18 protein-coding genes and 1 pseudogene are annotated in these 16,734 nt (G+C 58.2%); 2 read left to right on the top strand and 17 right to left on the bottom strand.

Annotation, left to right across the window (positions count from 1 at the left end; genetic code table 11):
• Window positions 1–56 precede the first annotated feature (56 nt).
• The gene (locus tag KDX37_RS03075; RefSeq protein WP_231651204.1) at window positions 57–500 is read left to right on the top strand and encodes a GNAT family N-acetyltransferase; all 444 of its coding nucleotides are present in this window, start codon (window positions 57–59) and stop codon (window positions 498–500) included.
• 113 nt (window positions 501–613) lie between these two features.
• On the top strand, window positions 614–1,240 hold the full coding sequence (locus tag KDX37_RS03070) for a pyridoxamine 5'-phosphate oxidase family protein (RefSeq protein ID WP_231651203.1): 627 nt from the start codon (window positions 614–616) through the stop codon (window positions 1,238–1,240).
• Between the two features lie 129 nt (window positions 1,241–1,369).
• Here KDX37_RS03070 and KDX37_RS03065 read toward each other — a convergent pair whose 3' ends face one another.
• The 17 genes and pseudogenes from KDX37_RS03065 to KDX37_RS02985 all read right to left on the bottom strand — a co-directional run bounded on the left by KDX37_RS03065 (window position 1,370) and on the right by KDX37_RS02985 (window position 16,697).
• A complete protein-coding gene (locus tag KDX37_RS03065) occupies window positions 1,370–1,744 on the bottom strand; it encodes a hypothetical protein (RefSeq protein WP_231651202.1) in 375 nt (124 codons plus the stop codon).
• 120 nt (window positions 1,745–1,864) lie between these two features.
• Window positions 1,865–2,857 (bottom strand): membrane dipeptidase, encoded by a 993-nt coding sequence (locus tag KDX37_RS03060; RefSeq protein WP_231651201.1) that lies wholly within the window; start codon window positions 2,855–2,857, stop codon window positions 1,865–1,867.
• 254 nt (window positions 2,858–3,111) lie between these two features.
• Window positions 3,112–3,618 carry a peptide-methionine (S)-S-oxide reductase MsrA gene (msrA, locus tag KDX37_RS03055; RefSeq protein ID WP_231651200.1) on the bottom strand — a complete coding sequence of 169 codons (507 nt, stop codon included), beginning with the start codon at window positions 3,616–3,618 and terminating at the stop codon, window positions 3,112–3,114.
• 198 nt (window positions 3,619–3,816) lie between these two features.
• Window positions 3,817–4,974: a glutathionylspermidine synthase family protein gene (locus KDX37_RS03050; protein ID WP_231651199.1), complete on the bottom strand. Its 1,158-nt coding sequence runs from the start codon at window positions 4,972–4,974 to the stop codon at window positions 3,817–3,819.
• Between the two features lie 11 nt (window positions 4,975–4,985).
• Window positions 4,986–5,720, bottom strand: coding sequence for a DUF1190 domain-containing protein (locus KDX37_RS03045; protein WP_231651198.1), 735 nt, complete (start codon window positions 5,718–5,720; stop codon window positions 4,986–4,988).
• Window positions 5,721–5,747: 27 nt separating this feature from the next.
• Window positions 5,748–6,173 carry a DUF350 domain-containing protein gene (locus KDX37_RS03040; protein ID WP_231651197.1) on the bottom strand — a complete coding sequence of 142 codons (426 nt, stop codon included), beginning with the start codon at window positions 6,171–6,173 and terminating at the stop codon, window positions 5,748–5,750.
• Between the two features lie 13 nt (window positions 6,174–6,186).
• Window positions 6,187–6,849 (bottom strand): YjfK family protein, encoded by a 663-nt coding sequence (locus tag KDX37_RS03035; RefSeq protein WP_231651196.1) that lies wholly within the window; start codon window positions 6,847–6,849, stop codon window positions 6,187–6,189.
• Window positions 6,846–7,872, bottom strand: a pseudogene (locus KDX37_RS03030) (ion channel). Before KDX37_RS03030 ends, KDX37_RS03035 begins: the two are co-directional and overlap by 4 nt.
• A gap of 68 nt (window positions 7,873–7,940) precedes the next feature.
• A complete protein-coding gene (locus KDX37_RS03025) occupies window positions 7,941–8,504 on the bottom strand; it encodes a rhomboid family intramembrane serine protease (RefSeq protein ID WP_231651195.1) in 564 nt (187 codons plus the stop codon).
• Between the two features lie 27 nt (window positions 8,505–8,531).
• Window positions 8,532–9,239 (bottom strand): PspA/IM30 family protein, encoded by a 708-nt coding sequence (locus tag KDX37_RS03020; RefSeq protein WP_231651194.1) that lies wholly within the window; start codon window positions 9,237–9,239, stop codon window positions 8,532–8,534.
• Between the two features lie 26 nt (window positions 9,240–9,265).
• On the bottom strand, window positions 9,266–9,919 hold the full coding sequence (locus tag KDX37_RS03015; RefSeq protein ID WP_231651193.1) for a YjfI family protein: 654 nt from the start codon (window positions 9,917–9,919) through the stop codon (window positions 9,266–9,268).
• Window positions 9,920–10,168: 249 nt separating this feature from the next.
• Window positions 10,169–12,835 (bottom strand): aminopeptidase N, encoded by a 2,667-nt coding sequence (pepN, locus tag KDX37_RS03010; RefSeq protein WP_231651192.1) that lies wholly within the window; start codon window positions 12,833–12,835, stop codon window positions 10,169–10,171.
• A gap of 12 nt (window positions 12,836–12,847) precedes the next feature.
• Window positions 12,848–13,681: a DUF2797 domain-containing protein gene (locus KDX37_RS03005; RefSeq protein ID WP_231651191.1), complete on the bottom strand. Its 834-nt coding sequence runs from the start codon at window positions 13,679–13,681 to the stop codon at window positions 12,848–12,850.
• Window positions 13,678–13,938: a YeaC family protein gene (locus KDX37_RS03000; protein ID WP_231651190.1), complete on the bottom strand. Its 261-nt coding sequence runs from the start codon at window positions 13,936–13,938 to the stop codon at window positions 13,678–13,680. Before KDX37_RS03000 ends, KDX37_RS03005 begins: the two co-directional genes overlap by 4 nt.
• Window positions 13,939–13,966: 28 nt before the next feature.
• Complete coding sequence (locus tag KDX37_RS02995; RefSeq protein ID WP_231651189.1) at window positions 13,967–14,839, bottom strand: rhomboid family intramembrane serine protease; 873 nt, start codon at window positions 14,837–14,839, stop codon at window positions 13,967–13,969.
• Window positions 14,836–15,807, bottom strand: a complete 972-nt coding sequence (locus tag KDX37_RS02990; protein ID WP_231651188.1) for a metallophosphoesterase — start codon at window positions 15,805–15,807, stop codon at window positions 14,836–14,838. The genes KDX37_RS02995 and KDX37_RS02990 overlap by 4 nt, the downstream gene beginning before the upstream one ends.
• Window positions 15,807–16,697, bottom strand: coding sequence for an NAD(+) kinase (locus KDX37_RS02985; RefSeq protein ID WP_083186220.1), 891 nt, complete (start codon window positions 16,695–16,697; stop codon window positions 15,807–15,809). Before KDX37_RS02985 ends, KDX37_RS02990 begins: the two co-directional genes overlap by 1 nt.
• Between the last annotated feature and the right edge of the window lie 37 nt (window positions 16,698–16,734).

Genomic DNA, 16,734 nt, shown 5'->3' with positions numbered 1-16,734 from the left:
CCGGTCCCGTGGGACGCTCAATTCAAGACGAGCATCGCGCTCTATCCGTTGCCGTAATGACGGTTTTACTCAGAAAGGCATGTGTTACGGATATCCCGGCCATATACCGGGGTGAAGAGGACTACATCCGGCGTTGGGAGCCTGATCATGAAGCGAGCTGGCGCTTAGAACTGGGGCGACATTTGTCGCGCTGGGTAGAAAACTTCGATTGGCTGACCGTCGCGACAACTGGCGGGGATTTCGCCGGGTACTCATTGTGGACTGACGAGCAAGCCTACGCGGAGCTTTGTACGATCAATGTCACGCAAGCCTGCAGGCGAAGGGGGATCGGAAGGTTGCTGCTTGATACCTTTGCACTGGACGCTGCGAGCCAGGGCCTCACGCACTTGCGCTTGAGTGTGAGGCCTGACAACCCTGCGAAATTGATGTACCAGGAGGCTGGTTTCCGGTTTACCGGGACCGATCCAAACGGCTATCTCAGGTACGAACGCTCAGCGTGATTTCTACGGGTCGATTGGATCACGCAAGTATGGTTGCACCGAGCCTGATCATGACTGACTGTAGGCTGTAACAAGGTGCAGGACATCCCGATAACTGGCTGTGGCAGGACACTATGGATACCGAAGACAATTCGTATGTAAGTACTCTCCAAGCGCTGGAAAAACTCTACGGAGCCGTCGCTGCGCCGTCTCGTATGAAAGAGACAGATCATATTCATCCTGCCTACAGGCCCTTTATAGAAGCGGCTCCTTTTGCGGTGCTTGCCTCATCCGGGGCTGGTGGGCTCGATGCCTCTCCGCGCGGTGATCAGGCGGGCTTCGTTCATATCGAAGACAGCAAGACACTGTATCTACCGGACCGACGCGGCAACAACCGGATCGATACCCTGCGCAACATCATCGAAGACCCACGCGTTGCGCTGCTGTTCCTCGTGCCCGGTGTCGGCGAAACATTGCGGGTCAATGGAATGGCACGAATTTCCATTCAACCCGACCTGCTTTCGCGCTTCGCTGTAAAAGGCCAAGAGCCCAGATCCGTACTCTGCATCACGGTGACGAGCGTGTACTTCCAATGCAGCCGGGCAGTCATCCGGGCGGGGTTGTGGGATGCGAGCCGCCACGTCGAGCGAAGTGCCTTGCCAACCGCAGGGCAGATTCTCAAAGAAATATCAGCCGATGAAATCGATGGCGATGCTTACGACAAGGCCTTGCCGGGGCGTATCGCTGATACGTTGTACTGACAGGAGCAAGGGCATACAGCCGACGCCTGAACAAACGCCCAAAGAGAAGCGACTTCTGCACAGGCAAGCCGGCGTCCCGGTGGAATTCATCAGGCCGTCCTGCGCGAGCAACTGCTTTTGTTCAAACCCTCAGGGTTGTAGTGGCTCTTTCAATGAATGCCTGCCATTGGCGATGCGCTTGAGTTTCAACGTTGCCGAGATGGCCAGATAGACGCCCAGAACCAGACCGATAACCTCAGCGGCAAACCCGAGGCTGCCTGATCCGAACAGGTCCAGGTAAATCGGGTAAGCCGCAATATTCCAGATATCGGTTAAGACAGGCCCCTGAGTGTTCATGAAGATATCGGATGCCAGGATTAGCAAAGAAATATGGCCTTCATGCTGCGCGTAATCGTGCATCAGCGAAACGAGCGAGGCAAAAACGAGCACTCCGCTGGCAAGTGCAATAAAAATCCCTGCTTTTCTCGTTGCCCGCGCGCTGGAAATTTCTTTTTGTGCATCCATCGGCTTATCCACTCCGTATTGTTGTTTTCAGGCGCGCCACCTTCGCGAACTACCGCTTCGGATTTACGATTATTTTTAATTCTCGGCAGACTGGATCGGTGACCAGTAGCCCGTTACTGATCACCACGAGCTCTGCGCCACTCGCACAAAGTTGTCGCCGAAAATCGCATTGATGTCATCGTTCTGATAGCCAAGTCGCTCAACCGCATGCTCGATGTCTGCCAGCCTTTCTGGTTGTAACTGGGCCTGGCCGCTTACCGGTCCGTAAAACTCGGGCGGCCACCAGGCTTCCTCGCTTTCGCCCGCAGGGAAGTCGTTCAGGCCTGGACACAGTTCCGTATCCAGCCCCAGCCCGATATGAGCGGTGCCGACCCGCTCTGCCAGATAATCGATCTGGCGCACGAACGCCTGCACAGACGCTTCGGGATCACCCAGGAAGATACCCAACCCGGTCAAGCCAATCACCCCGCCCGTGGCTGCACAGGCTTGTATTTGCTCATCATCGACCGTTCTTGGGTGGTCGAAAACGGCCTTGATATTGGTATGAGAAAAAACCACCGGCCGTTGAGAGATCTCCATGACCTCCATACTCGAACGCTTGCTGGCGTGCGAGCAGTCCATGACCATACCGGCTTTGTTCACTGCGGCGACCACCTCACGGCCAAAGGGCGAAAGTCCGATATTGGCACCGTGGCATCCGCCTGCACAGCTATTGTCACGGTTGTAGGCAAGCAGTAGCTGTTTGACACCCAGGGAGGCGAACAACCCGACCATCGCCGTGTCCTCAAGGAGCATGCTGGAGCCCTCGAGATCAAACGAAACCGCCAGCTTATGCTGATCCCGCGCGCGATGGATATCAGCGACATCGTGCACCAGCAGGACGTTATCCGGATGCCGGGCGATCCAGCGCCTGAACCCGGCAATGACCTGCATGACGGTCGCAAACGGAGTCATGTCCATACCCACGTTGACCGAGACGTGATGGAAACCGGCTTGTTGATAGCGTAAAAGCGCGGCCATGTCCTGATCAGGTAACAGAGGCAGGCAGGCGTGAGCCTCCCACCGGATACCGGACGGGCTTGGCAGGTTCGATCTTGCACTATCGAGTTTCACAATGAATTCCGTTGTGTCGCATTGAGGTCCAGCGGGATCGGAAGCGTAATTCAATCAGGAGGGAAACTTTAAAAACATGATTGGCAGAGTTTCTTTCTGGCCCATTCAAGCAGCCAGGCAGCGGAGCTATGCCTGAGGAACAGCGGTAATAGTCTCGACTTGAAACAGTCCGCCGCCTGCAGAAAAAACCGGACAGACCACGCTATACGGTTTTCCGATTCGTGGCCCGCCCAACCTTTCTGCACCCGTCACGCTCAAGCACGCTTCGGCAATTTCCAGTTCGGCCGGATGAAGTGGCAGGTATAACCGTTGGGAATGCGTTCGAGATAATCCTGATGCTCCGGCTCCGCCTCCCAGAAAGGCCCCGCTGGCTCGATTTCCGTGACCACACGGCCAGGCCACAGTTTTGAAGCATCGACGTCAGCGGCGGTATCTTCAGCAACGTCACGCTGCTGTTCGCTGAGATAATAAATCGCCGAACGATAGCCAGGCCCGATGTCATTTCCCTGCCGGTTCGAGGTGCTCGGATCATGGATCTGGAAAAAGAACTCGAGAATCTGCCGATAACTGATCACAGCAGGATCAAAGACAATCTCAATGGCTTCGGCATGATTGCCATGGTTGCGATAGGTTGCATTCGGCACCTCGCCACCGGTGTAACCGACTCTCGTGTGCAGCACACCGGGATAACGCCTCAGCAGGTCCTGCATGCCCCAGAAGCAGCCGCCGGCAAGGATCGCAGTTTCGGTTTGGTTGGTCATGATTTGCCCTTCCGCTCAATGGATACTTATCCAGTTATGGAGGCGTGTTGGCCAATACCAAGGTCGAACAGCCTTTTAATGGTGCCCCGCTGATGCTCAGACCTCTGTCGGCGATGTGCGCCTTGCCCCGTGTATCTGGCAACCGGTAGATAAGCCGTGCTGAATCACCAGCAGCCATGACGCGTGTTCAGTAATGCCTCAATCCACAACCACATGCGGCAAGAACCGGCTCGTGTCTTTGGTGATCAGGCTGTAATCTTCGCGAATACCGATGCCGGAGGCGAGGTCACCGATGACCCAGGAGCCGATCAGGGTGTAGCTGTCGCCGAACTTCGGCAATGGCGAATATGCCTGCAGGATGTAGGGTGCGTCGGTGTAAGGGCCGTCGACGGCGATGACTTCGTCGGACGGGGTGCGCATCTCGATATTGGCGCCTTCGCGGGAAAAAAAGGGTTTGCGGACCCAGCCCTTGGGCACGGGTTGGCTGGGGTCGAGGTCGATGTGTGACGGCAGCAGATTCGGGTGGCCTTCGTTGAACTGCCAGAACAGCGGCAGAATACCCTTGTTGCTGAGTATCGATTTCCAGGCAGGCTCGACGAATTGGGTGCCGCTGGTGGCAACGTGCTTGCCGAATTTCTCGTGAAAGATGTGCTCCCACGCGTGCAGCTTGAACAGTCGTTCGATGGGACGGCCTTGCAGGTCGACAAACTGACCCTGTTCCGTAAGACCGATGTCTTCGATATCGATATGCCGGGCGTCTATGCCAACGTGGGCAGCCATGCGCCGCAGAAAATCCGTGGTGCCCCGGTCTTCCGAGGAACCGGACATGGCGGAAAAATAGAACGGCGCAGCCAGCGGAAATTCGGCGAATGCCCGCACCAGGTCTTCCGCGATGGAATTGAACTGGCTGGCGTGCGCAGGCAGGACACCGCGCGCGATCTGCTCTTCGAGCCAGAGCAACTGGAACGCACCGGCCTCCATCAGGCTGGTCGGAGTATCAGCATTGATTTCGTACATCCTGGCCGGGCCGCTGCCGTCGTAGGCAAAATCAAAACGGCCGTACAGATGCTGATGTCCCTGCTTCCATGAGGTGCGGATCAGGTCGAAGAACGCTTCAGGAATAGCCAGCTGTGTGAGCAGCTCTTCACTGTCCACCACGCGCGACACCACATCCAGACACATCTGGTGCAGTTCCTGCGTCGGCGTTTCGAGATCGCGGGTGATCTGTTGCTCGGTGAACAGATAATAACCACGCTCGTCCCAGTAACGCTCGCCGTCGATGGTGTGAAAGTCGAAGCCTTCACGTTCGGCGGTGACTCGCCAATCGGGGCGTTCCTCGATGCTGATCTTCTTCATGGGCTGATCCGTTAGCCTCCGAAACTGCCGCTGCTCTTACCACCCCAGCCACTGCGTGCCGATGCCTGACTGCCGAAACCGCCACGCGAAATGGCCGACGAGACAGAAGAATTTGAACCTGAAGTGCTCAGGCTGCGGCCTAGCGTGCTTTTGCTGTAGCTGTTGTCCGAGCTGCTGCGCGCCTGAGTCGAGTTGCCAAAGGTCTTGCCGCGATCCATCTGGCTGGATAACGACGAGCTGTAGTAGCCGCCCCGGCCATCACGCGTTTGATAGATGGGCTGCGAGTAGTAACGATTGCCGCCGAAACCGTTACTCAACAGGTTGCCGATCAACAAACCGGTCAGCAGGCCGCTGGTGCCGCTCATGCCGGCCGGGGCCGATTGAGCTACTTCCTGATTGGCGCGGTCTAGCGCATCCTTGGGCACGTTGCCGGAGAAGCCGAGCTCGAACCCACCCATCTTCGGCATGTACTTGCCGTCGGACGTCACCTGACAGTAGTCGGGCACGAAGTCGGCGTCGCACGAGGCCTTGTCATCATAAGTCGGCGCAATACGGCGGTGATCGGAAAGCGCCTGCATATAGGCGTCCGAACAGAGATTCACCGGTACCTTCGCGTTGGTACATTCCTGTACAGAGGTGAAGTTGGCCTGCGCGTTGAAATTGTTTTCGTCTTCCGACGACCCACATCCGGCCAGGGCCAGTGGAAGTGTGCTGGCGAGCACCAGCTTTACTGAACTGCGTCTCATCGTGAGTCTCCTTGACCGAAGCCCGTGTCAGACCGTTGGGGTCATGCACGCTGCGTTGAGGAGGCCGACGCTGATCGCGACGCTGGCGGCATAGATGGCTGCGGCCATTTCGCCTTTGGCGATACGTGTCGACAGGCCCTTGAGCACCACACTGGTGACACCGAACGCCAGCAATTGCACGACTGCCGCAATCACCACCCAGATGATCACGTCCAGAATGCTGATGCTGTAAGTAATAATGTTGCTGGCTGGTAGCGCGAAACCGATCAACGAACCGCCCAGTGCAATGGCCGCAGCGCTGTTGTTCTCGCGGATCAGCTCGAACTCCTTGTGCGGAGTGATTCGGCTGTAGATGAACTGGAACAGGGCGAACAGAATGGCTGCCACCAGAATGTACAGAACGAAGCCGAACACAGCCGTGGCGTTGAGCGACATACGAAGCGCGTCGATCATGAGGATTTCCTTGTCATAAAACGTTGATGTCAGTGGATTGCAGCGTTATCCCGACTGCAGTGGTGAGGGTAATGGTGCCCTCTTCGTCTTCTTCTACCGAGAACAGCAAAAACTCACGACGGTTTATCAGGCCCGTGTCACGGGCGTACAGCATGCTCAGGTGCTTGACGCGGTAGGCTCCGTCAGGGCTGACGATGTCTTCGTCCAAAGGGGTCAGTTCGGTCTGGCCGGTTTCCGTTCCCCACTGCCGGGCAAACTCTTCGCCCTCGTGCTCGTAGGTCGGCAGACCTATCTTCGAGTTCGGTCCGGTCAGCCTGAGCAGTTCATCCTTGCTGGTGATCGGCGTGGCACTGTAATAGCCAAACAGGATGATGTCCTGAATATCCTCAGGGTTCGGACCATTGCTGACTACTTGCAGGAAGTAATCCTCGTTGTCCAGATAGAAGCGGTACAGCGTCATCGACTGACCGAGATCGATACGTCCCGTGGCCCAGACCTTTTCGTCGCCCGGGATCACTACATAGGAGTAGCCATCAAGCAGCGTTTTCAGCGATCCGTCCAGGCACAGCATTCGGCCGGAACTCAGGCCAAGCGGCGCAACCGACAATGCCCCATCGCTGCCACTGGCTGCCGTTTTGGGTGCTTCCAGGCCCATGGCACGTTTGAACCAACTCATAGCGCATTTCCTTGAAGTCGACTGGAGGCGATGTAATAAATCTCGCCGCCCTTGATAGCCACATCATTGGCAGGATTGATCTGGAACTGCCCCATGGCGGACGAGCGATACCCGATCAGCGTGGCGTTGAAGTCTTGCCGCAGGCGAACATACAGCTCGCCGCACGAACAGGTAAAGTCTGACGGCAGAACGTGCCGAAACTGAGTGGCGCCCTCGCCGATGCACAGCAGTTCGTTGATTACCGAACTGGAGCCCGGGTCCTGTGATGAGCGCACCAGCATCTCGATGGCCATGTTGGAGGTGCACTCAAGCTCCGGCGCGTAGGTTCTGGCCAGTGCAGCGCGTTCGGAGTTGTTGAAGTGCGCGACCACATGCCCAGTGGGACCGAGGCTTTTCAGCGTCAGGACAATGGCCAGCGTCAGGCTGTCGGATTGGGTATGCACCAGAATCCGCTGAGCACCGATAACACCCGCGCGCAACAGCACAGCGGGCGAATCCAGAGAGTCGCCCTTGATGAACGACGCCCTGCCCGGCAGCGGGTTTTCAGTGATGATCGAGTCGCAGATCACCAGTCCGGCGCGGCTGGTGGAAGTGTCCTGATCGAGCAGTTCGACGATGCGTTCGCTGGCCTCACCGTCCCAGCCAATCAACACCGTATGGCCGGTGAGCGTCGAACAATCGCCGTGTCCTTTCATGTTGCGCCTCCAGATGTCACCGACCGACGTCGATGCCTTGCCGATGACAGTGGTCAGCAAGGCTGATGCCGCCGAGCATGATCCAGGTCGTGGTAATGATCTTGCCCCAGCCGGTTTTGGGCGAGAGGTCGCCATAGCCGACAGTCGTGGCGGTGGTCAGATAGAAATAGGTGAAATCGATGCCCTGAACCAGATGCTCTTCGCCCGCCAGCGTCAACAGCACCCAGGAGACGCAGTAATGCGTCATCAGCAGCATGCCGATGCCTGCCCATCCGAAGCGCTCGAAAAACACCGACGCGTGACGCCGAAGCAGCAGTAACACAGTCATCCTTTTTCAATCCTTGAGTCGGGTGCTACTTGCGGACGAGGCATCAGAACGCCCCTTTTATACGTCAGTCATGCTGACGGCGCATCGGTCAGCAACGCTTTCGAATGCATCAGCCACGCAACGCAAACCCCGGCGATGGCGCCCGCGATATGCGACTCAAATGACACGCCGGTCGCTGGCAGGAAGCCGTAAACCAGCCCACTGTAACCAGCCAGCGCAATCACAGCCAGTAGCAGACTGGCGATACTTCGTTGATACCAGGCTCTGGCGAGCAGGTAGGTCCACAAACCGAAAATCAATCCACTGGCGCCGACGTGGATGCTGGTGCGTCCAAAGACCCAGACCAGCGCGCCGCCCAACAGACAGACCAGCCCAGCTACCCAGGCATAGCGCCTGACACCCTCGGTCGCCACCAGCCAGCTCAAGGCCATGAATGGCAACAGATTACTGATCAGGTGACGGGCCGAGCCGTGCAGAAAAGGCGCAAAAACGATGCCCTGCAGCCCTGACAGGGTCCGCGGGAAGATCCCGAAACGAACCAGGCTGTACCCGGTCGCAGCATTGACAACCTGCACAGCAACCATCAGCAAGGACAGCGCAAGGATGACCTTGAGTCGCGTTGACAACCTCATTCGCCATCCCTGCCGTCAGTGTGCCGATTATTGCGCTGGTGTCTGACTCTTGGCTTTCAAGCGCGCCAACACGTCGTCAGCCCCACCGCTCCTGGCGCCGATCCCGGCTTCCTGGAGACGGCGTTCAAGGTCGCTGCCACTGGACTGGCCGGCCAGTTCTTCAGCCGCTTCCAGCTTGGCATCCTGCTCGTCCTGACGCTGCTTGAGGCGTGCCAGCGAACCCACTGCGGTTTCGACTGCACCACTCGCGCCACCGGTTGCAGTGGCGGTCGCAACGCGGGCCTTCTGCACGGTTTCACGGGCCTTGGCCATCTCGACCTGCTGCTTGAGGCTCTTGATGCGGGACTCGGCCTTGATCACCTGTTCCTGCAACAGGGCAACCTGCTTGCTGAACTGATCGGCCAGTTCTTTCTCCTGATCACGCAGGGCTTCGATTTCAGCGATCTTGTTGGCGCATTCGACGGCCAACGCTTCTTCACCCTTGTTCAGGGCCTGCATGGCGCGGCCTTCCCAGTTGGCAATGGTCGTGGCGTGCTCTTCGAGACGCTGTGCCGAAAGCTTGTGCTTGGCCTTGATTGTGATCAGGCCATCACGGGCTTTGACCAGCGCATTCTCGGCGTCGCGGATTTCCTGATCCAGAATGCGAATCGCATTGGCATCTGCAATCGACTCGCCCACTTCAGAGGCACCGCCACGAACGGCAGTGACCAGTTTTTTCCAGATACTCGTCGTCATGAATAGTCTCCTGCTGGCAGAAATGCTCAGTAGATAAAATGGTCTTCAAAAGCGTCGGCCGCACGGATCACGTTGTCCGCGAGGGTGAGGATTTCCTGAACAATCACAGTGAGCGACGATGCAGCGCTCAGTGCGCCGAACAGGCAGTAGACTTCCTGGCCGTCGCCCAGCTTTTCGATACCGACCGACGACAGCGGGAACAGGTCACGGCTGCGCAGCACCAGACTGTTGAATGCTGATACGTCCTGGATCTTGTTCACTTCGATCAGGGTGGCGTCGGCCAGAATCTGATCGCCTTCTACGGCGATGTAGATCGGCAGGTCGCCATGGTCGGCCATGGTCAGTCTGATGCCTGCGGCGTCACCCTCGATCACGCTCATCTCAATTTCGCCCTGCGTCACCAGGTCCAGTTCGGCCAGCGATTTTTGCAGGGAGCTGATGGTCCAGTTGGTACTTTCGGTCATGAAATCCTCCAGTTTGATCCTATCGCCCAGAAAGGGCTGCCTTAAGGCTTTTTCGATACCACGCAGCGCGTCCACGTTTTCGGGACGGACCCAGAATTCCCGCTTTACCAGCCCGGCTTCCTTGAGTCGCAAACGCATTTCACGCATGTAGTCGGTTGAGCTTTTTGACACCTTGGCCGGGTTTTTTGCGTTTTCGCCTTTGATTTTGCGAGGCATTGGCGCTTTCCCCTGTCGATTGCCGTGGATCAGGCAAGCAAAGTAGCAGATGCACTGAGGGATAGATACACATCACATGTGAGATTTTGTGGCGCGCGTCACAGTGCTCACGCGCTACCTTCGCAAGCGTGCCTCAGACCTGTGACATGCTCGTGGTCATGCTGGATCAAGGGACACAAAAAAGCGCCGCCCACAACGTGGACGGCGCTTTTGGCAGGGTTACAAGACGCAACCGCCACGAGGCTGGCGTTACTCGGCCAGACTCTTGCTCACCACCTCAAACACATCCGCCGACAGATTGCCTGAGCTGCGAATACGCTCCAGCTCTGCCTTCATCAACGCCTGACGGGCGCTGTCGTATTTGCGCCAGCGGGTCAACGGGGCCAGTTGGCGAGAAGCGATTTGCGGGTTCAAGGTGTTCAGTTCGATCACCAGATCCGCCAGGAAGCGGTAGCCGGAGCCATCCGCCGCATGGAAATTGATCAGGTTCTGTCCGGCAAAGGCACCGATCAAGGCGCGTACCTTGTTCGGGTTCTTGATGGTAAACGCCGGGTGCTGCATCAACTGCTTGACCCGTGCCAGGCCGCCCGGCTGAGTGCTGGCCGCCTGAACGCTGAACCACTGATCCATGACCAGTGCGTTGTCTTTGAAGTTTTCGGCAAACACCGCAAGCGCCTTGTCGCGCTCTTCGGTAAACGGCGAATTGACCAACACCGCCAACGCCGTCAAGCGTTCGGTCATGTTGTCGCTGGTGTCGAACTGCTCGATGGTCGCAGCCAGCACCTCGGGTTTGCTGCTGAGCATCAGGTAAGACAGCGCAATGTTCTGCAGCGCACGACGCGCAAAGTGCTGCGCTTCGGCGACATACGGCGTGGCTTTGGACGTCTCACGGTTGGCCTGATAACGCGCCCAAAGGCTGTCGAACAGACTGCCCACCAACTGCTGGCGAGCAAATTCACGCGCCGAGTGGATGGCATCAACGTCCGCCACTTCACTGATTTCCGCCAGATAAGCCTCGCCCGGCAGAGACAGCATCTCGGCCACCATGGCCTGATCAAGCTGCTCATCGTCCAGCACAGTACCGAGCGCGGTGACCAGACGCTGATCCATGACCAGCGGCTGACCCTGCTGATGCTGGCCAATCAGCTCTTGCAGCACCTGAACTGAGAGTTGCTGACCGGCATCCCAACGGTTGAAGCCGTCGCTGTCATGCTGCATCAGGAACATCAGTTGGTCGCGGTCGTACGGGAAGCTCAGTTTGACCGGTGCCGAGAAACCACGCAGCAACGACGGCAATGGCTTTTCGGTGATGTCGACAAAGGTGAAGGTCTGCTCAGCCTCAGTCACCGACAGCACACGGGTAGTACCGGCCGCAGCGGCTTCGTCTTTCAAGCGCAGGGCGATTTCGCCGCCCTTGCTGTCCAGCAGACCGAGTTCGACCGGGATCACGAACGGCAACTTCTGATCGCCCGGCTGGCCGGGTGTGGTCGGGCAGCTCTGGCGGAAGGTCAGGCTGTAAGTGCCTGCGGCGCTGTCCCAGGATTCGCTGACTGCAAGACGCGGTGTACCGGCCTGGCTGTACCAACGCTTGAACTGGGTGAGGTCGACACCATTGGCGTCTTCCATGGCCTTGATGAAATCATCGCAGGTCACGGCCTCGCCATCGTGGCGCTCGAAATACAGGTCACTGCCCTTGCGGAAGCCTTCAGCGCCCAGCAGGGTGTGAAGCATGCCGACCACTTCGGAACCCTTCTCGTACACCGTCAGGGTGTAGAAGTTGGAGATTTCGATGAAGCTGTCCGGGCGCACGGCATGCGCCATCGGGCCTGCGTCTTCGGCGAACTGGTGAGTGCGCAGGTAAGCGACATCCTGGATACGCTTGACCGTGGCCGAGTTCATGTCCGCCGAGAAACCGGCATCGCGGTAGACGGTGAAGCCTTCCTTGAGCGACAGCTGGAACCAGTCGCGACAGGTCACGCGGTTGCCCGACCAGTTGTGGAAGTATTCGTGCGCAACAATCGCCTCGACCCGCTGGTGAGCAGCATCGGTCGCCGTTTCGGCACGTGCCAGCACGGCGCTGGAGTTGAAGATATTGAGGCCCTTGTTTTCCATGGCGCCCATGTTGAAGTCGTTGACCGCAACAATCATGAAGATGTCCAGGTCGTACTCGCGACCATAGGTTTCTTCGTCCCAGCGCATGGACTTCTTGAGGCTGGTCATGGCGTGCTGGCACTTGTCGATGTTTTCCGGCTCGACGTAAATGCGCAGGGTCACGTTCCGCTGGTTCATCGTGGTGAAGGTATCTTCGATGCACCACAGGTCACCGGCCACCAGCGCGAACAGGTAGGCCGGTTTCTTGAACGGGTCTTCCCAGGTCGCCCAGTGACGGCCACCCTCCTCTTCGCCGCTCGCCACCGGATTGCCGTTGGACAGCAGAATCGGAAAGCCCTGTTTGTCGGCACTGACAGTGGTGGTGAACTTGCTCATCACGTCAGGGCGGTCGAGGTAATAGGTAATCTTGCGGAAACCCTCGGCCTCGCACTGGGTGCAGAACATGCCGCTGGACTTGTACAAACCCTCCAGCGCAGTGTTGGTTTCAGGATGGATACGCACTGTGCTGTCGACCGTGAAGCTTTCGCCTTTTGGGTGCAGCGTCAGGTGATCTTCAGTCAATTGATAGTCGGCAGCGGTCAGCTCAACGTCATCCAGCTGAAGCGAGACCAGCTCCAGGTGCTGACCGTCCAGTACCAGCGGCGGCAGGCCGGCACCGCGCTCGGGGTTGCGACGCATGACCAGTTGGGCGTGGACCAGCGAATGGTCGCCGAACAGCTCGAACGTCAGGTGCGTCTCATCAATGAGGTATTCAGGCGCCTGATAGTCTTTCAGGTAGATCATCTTCGGTTGTTCGGTGCGCATGCTGGAACCCTTCTACTGATGCACGGCCAACTGATAGGCCGTGTATTTGCGAATATTGATCACGCCGGTGTCGAAAATCAGGTATTGGCCCTTTATCCCCAGCAGCGTGCCCTCGGCGATCGGATTCTTGTCCAGGTTGAAGCTGACGATCTTGGTCGGATACGCCTCAACGGGGTAACGGAACTCGACCGGCTCGGCGTCATGAAGCATTTGGATGGCTTGCAGCCCGAATCGTTCTTGCAATCCGAGCAAGCCGGCGCCGCAACTGTCGAACAGTTCCTGACGGATCGCCTTGAGGTCCACTGGCTGGGCATCGCCTTTAAGCAGCGCGCGCCAGTTGGTGCGATCAGCCACTTGACTGCGCAGCAGGTCCTCGACAAATCCGGACTGCTGACGGGTTGCTACTCGCAAAATAGGCAGTGCCTGGCTGGCACCCTGATCAAGCCAGCGCGTCGGCAATTGAGTCGCACGGGTGATACCGACCTTCACGCCTGACGAATTGGCCAGGTAGACAATGTGATCGGTCATGCAGAACTGCTCGCCCCACGCCGGATCCCGGCAGGTGCCCTGATCGTGGTGGCATTTTTCCGGGCTCATGATGCACACGTCACACTGCGCCAGTTTGATCATGCACGGGTAGCAGTAACCCTGGCTGTAGCTGGACTTGGTCTTGCGTCCGCAATGGCTGCAATGTATGGCACCCAGAAACTCCAGGCGCACGGTCTTGCCGATCAACGGGTTGACGGCAATCTCAGTGTCACCCAGGCGAAAAGCGTATTGCACGAACGACGCGTCATCCTGACGCGCTGACATTTTGTTGACAGCACCGCGACCAATCTCAATCAATGGATAGCGTCCGACTTGAACAGGATATTGGGCACTGGCGCCGACTTGGAGGCACATTCCTGCGGCCCCATGTAGCCAGTGCGCTGGTCTTCGGGAAGGTTCTGCGCTTCCCAGGCAATGAGCGCCTGCAGGGACAGCTCACGTTGTTCCTGAGTCAGCTTGCGACCATCGGACCATTTACCGATTTCCACGGCCAGTTTCAGGCTCTCGTAGATATCCGGGGTGATGTTTTCAATCATTTCATTAAAAGACGACATGGCGCACTCCAGAAAGTAGCGGGCGATTTTAGGCTTTGCGGCGCGCGAGCGCACCACCCAGCAGCCCAGTGATACAGCCGATGATCAGTCCGCCCACGTGAGCACCGTTGGCGATGTCGCCAAAGCCCAGCATGCTGACCAGCCCGGACAGGCACAGTGCCAGCCAGATCAGCATCATCACCAGCACGCCGCGAGGCAGCCGATAGATCGGGTTGGGCGCCAGCATCTGGAAGATCCAGCAATGACCGAGCAAACCATACAACACCCCGGACAGTCCGCCGAACAGGCTGGGACCGCCAAAGCTGTATTGAACATAGTTTGAAACGGCCGAGAACAGCAGGGTAAGGCCCAGTAGATGCCAACTGCCCTGACGGATCTCGATACGCCGCCCTAACTCCCAGTACCACAGCCCGTTCATGGCCAGGTGCAAAATGCCGAAGTGGATCAGCATCGGCGACACGATCCGCCACCATTGCCCTGCCGCAAGACTGTCACTCAACGGCAGGAAGGTTGCGTACTCACCGTGAATACGAAAATCCAGAAAGGTCAGCCAGCGAATGGCATCGAAGTTGTCGCCCAACAGCGTAAGGCCTGCCACCAGCAAGGCGGCGAGCAGCACCAGTGCGGTGACCGGGCAGCGACGCAGCTGATAGACAAGGCCTGGCTGAGTGGCCGTTGGCGGGTGCTCCTCGTTTGGTAGCTGAAGCGATTCGTCGCCGTGGGGGAATCGCTCGTACAACTCCCGGACCTCATCGGCCAACTGAGCGGCATCCGGGACCCAGAGGACTTGTTCGCCGACCTCTTCACTGACCCTGTGAGGGATCTGCAGACGATGAAGCAGACTGACAAAGCCGCTCAGATCGACCGTCAACGGCAGGCGCAGGGCTGCAACAGGACTCATTGTGAAACCTCGGGACGCTGAACATCGACCCAGACGAACTTGTCCGGATCGAGTTGTGTTTCCTGGTCAAGCCGGTAGGCCACCAGCTTGCCATAGAGCACCGCGCTGTAATCCAGACAGGCGAGATTTGGCCGAATGGGCGCAGGGACGCCGCTGCGCCAGTAATGTCCGACGAACAACAGCGGTTCGTTGATGCCGTAGCGCAGCAGCGCGTTTTTTTCCGACGTGGAAAGTGGCGTCTTGGCCACGCCCTCAGGCAGAGCATCAGGTTGAAACACAACATCGCCGTACGTCTGTGGGTCGTCTTCCCAGAATTTGGTGCGAAAGAACTCGCGTGTCAGGCCATCGCCACCGGTCAACGTCAGGCCATGCGGCAGCCGCATATCGGTACCGCGCAGCAGGCGATTGAAGACGTTGCTGGCGAAGCTGCCCGGCACAGCAGAAGCCTGCACGAATTGCTTATCAATGCAGCCGGTGCCATACACGCTGCGCAGCGGGTCGATCAGCGTTGTGTCCCAGCACGCATGCACGACGCGAAAACGGCCAGCATCCAGGTAAAGCGGCAGCTCGTAGAACCAGTTGACGAACTCGTCCCACTCATCCGGGTACTGTTCGAATTGCGCCAGCGTCTCGCCAATCAAGCGGGCATGACGAGGCGTGTGCTCGCGCACGAACTGGTTGCCAGTGTCGGGTGGCGCTGCCGTGACCCAGCCCAGCGCATTGAACTCATGGTTGCCCATGATGCAATACGCCTGCCCTGCCTGAACCATGTCACGCACGATATGCAGCGACTCGCGGATACGAGGGCCGCGGTCAATGATGTCGCCGAGAAAAATCGCGATGCGCTCAGGGTGGCGCCAGACGCCAGCCTGCATGCGGTAACCCAGAAGCTCCAGCAAATGCTCGAGAGTATGAGCACACCCATGCACGTCACCGATCAGATCGTAGCTGCGCGCCGGATCAATCATCAGTCGCCTCCAGCGCCGAGCCGACTGCCCCAGCCGAGCTTGGTGCGACAGACTTCGTAATAGTTGTGATCCAGTGGGTGAATCAGACGCAGCTTCTGCGGCTTTTTGCTGACGGTGATGGTGTCACCCGGCGCGCAGGTAAAGTGATTCTGCCCGTCGCAGGACACCTGCGGGTAAATCGTCATGTCCTTGGACACCACGATTTTCAGCTCACTGTTACCGTCCACGACAATCGGCCGACCCGACAGCGTGTGTGGGTACATCGGCACGATGACGATGGCGTCCAGTTTCGGGTGCATGATCGGCCCGCCAGCCGACAACGCGTAAGCGGTCGATCCGGTAGGCGTTGCCACGATCAGCCCGTCAGCCTTTTGGCTGCACACGAACTGGCCGTCGATGTAGATCTCGAATTCGATCATCCGGGTGGATTTGCCGGGGTGCAACACCACATCGTTGAGCGCATCGCCCTGACCAATGGCCTCGCCGTGGCGGCGAACCTCGGCCTGCAGCAGAAAACGGTTTTCGACCAGATAGTGCCCGTCCAGCACTTCGGCGCACTTGACCTCCAGTTCGTCGGGACGGATGTCAGTCAGAAAGCCAAGGCTGCCGCGGTTGATGCCCAGCACCGGCACGTTATGCCGCGCCAGCGCACGCGCAGCGCCCAACAGGCTACCGTCCCCGCCTACCACGATGACCATGTCACAGACTTCGCCGAGCATCTTGCGCGACGAGGTTTGCAGACCATGCCCGGGCAAGACTTCGGCAATGGTTTCCTCGAGGATGACATGCAGATGCCGGTCCAACAGGAATCTCTTGAGTCGGCGAACGGTGTCGAGCACTTGAACACTGCCCAGGCGACCGATGATGCCGATATTACGAAATTGCTCCATGGGGCTCCTGCTGCGGTTCGAGGCGGCTTAAAGAGGG

The sequence above is a fragment of the Pseudomonas californiensis genome, from assembly GCF_021147775.1.
Taxonomy (GTDB): domain Bacteria; phylum Pseudomonadota; class Gammaproteobacteria; order Pseudomonadales; family Pseudomonadaceae; genus Aquipseudomonas; species Aquipseudomonas californiensis.
The sequence above is the reverse complement of the archived record's forward strand: the minus strand, read 5'-3'. Positions and strand labels throughout refer to the sequence as shown.

Bases quoted from the DNA above. Each gene is read 5' to 3' on its own strand.
- KDX37_RS02990 (WP_231651188.1), bottom strand. From the start codon at position 15,807: ATGATTGATCCGGCGCGCAGCTACGATCTGATCGGTGACGTGCATGGG.
- KDX37_RS02985 (WP_083186220.1), bottom strand. From the start codon at position 16,697: ATGGAGCAATTTCGTAATATCGGCATCATCGGTCGCCTGGGCAGTGTT.
- KDX37_RS03040 (WP_231651197.1), bottom strand. From the start codon at position 6,173: ATGATCGACGCGCTTCGTATGTCGCTCAACGCCACGGCTGTGTTCGGC.
- KDX37_RS03070 (WP_231651203.1), top strand. From the start codon at position 614: ATGGATACCGAAGACAATTCGTATGTAAGTACTCTCCAAGCGCTGGAA.
- KDX37_RS02995 (WP_231651189.1), bottom strand. From the start codon at position 14,839: ATGAGTCCTGTTGCAGCCCTGCGCCTGCCGTTGACGGTCGATCTGAGC.
- KDX37_RS03075 (WP_231651204.1), top strand. From the start codon at position 57: ATGACGGTTTTACTCAGAAAGGCATGTGTTACGGATATCCCGGCCATA.
- KDX37_RS03015 (WP_231651193.1), bottom strand. From the start codon at position 9,919: ATGCCTCGCAAAATCAAAGGCGAAAACGCAAAAAACCCGGCCAAGGTG.
- KDX37_RS03035 (WP_231651196.1), bottom strand. From the start codon at position 6,849: ATGAGTTGGTTCAAACGTGCCATGGGCCTGGAAGCACCCAAAACGGCA.
- KDX37_RS03000 (WP_231651190.1), bottom strand. From the start codon at position 13,938: ATGTCGTCTTTTAATGAAATGATTGAAAACATCACCCCGGATATCTAC.
- KDX37_RS03050 (WP_231651199.1), bottom strand. From the start codon at position 4,974: ATGAAGAAGATCAGCATCGAGGAACGCCCCGATTGGCGAGTCACCGCC.
- KDX37_RS03020 (WP_231651194.1), bottom strand. From the start codon at position 9,239: ATGACGACGAGTATCTGGAAAAAACTGGTCACTGCCGTTCGTGGCGGT.
- pepN (WP_231651192.1), bottom strand. From the start codon at position 12,835: ATGCGCACCGAACAACCGAAGATGATCTACCTGAAAGACTATCAGGCG.
- msrA (WP_231651200.1), bottom strand. From the start codon at position 3,618: ATGACCAACCAAACCGAAACTGCGATCCTTGCCGGCGGCTGCTTCTGG.
- KDX37_RS03065 (WP_231651202.1), bottom strand. From the start codon at position 1,744: ATGGATGCACAAAAAGAAATTTCCAGCGCGCGGGCAACGAGAAAAGCA.
- KDX37_RS03025 (WP_231651195.1), bottom strand. From the start codon at position 8,504: ATGAGGTTGTCAACGCGACTCAAGGTCATCCTTGCGCTGTCCTTGCTG.
- KDX37_RS03045 (WP_231651198.1), bottom strand. From the start codon at position 5,720: ATGAGACGCAGTTCAGTAAAGCTGGTGCTCGCCAGCACACTTCCACTG.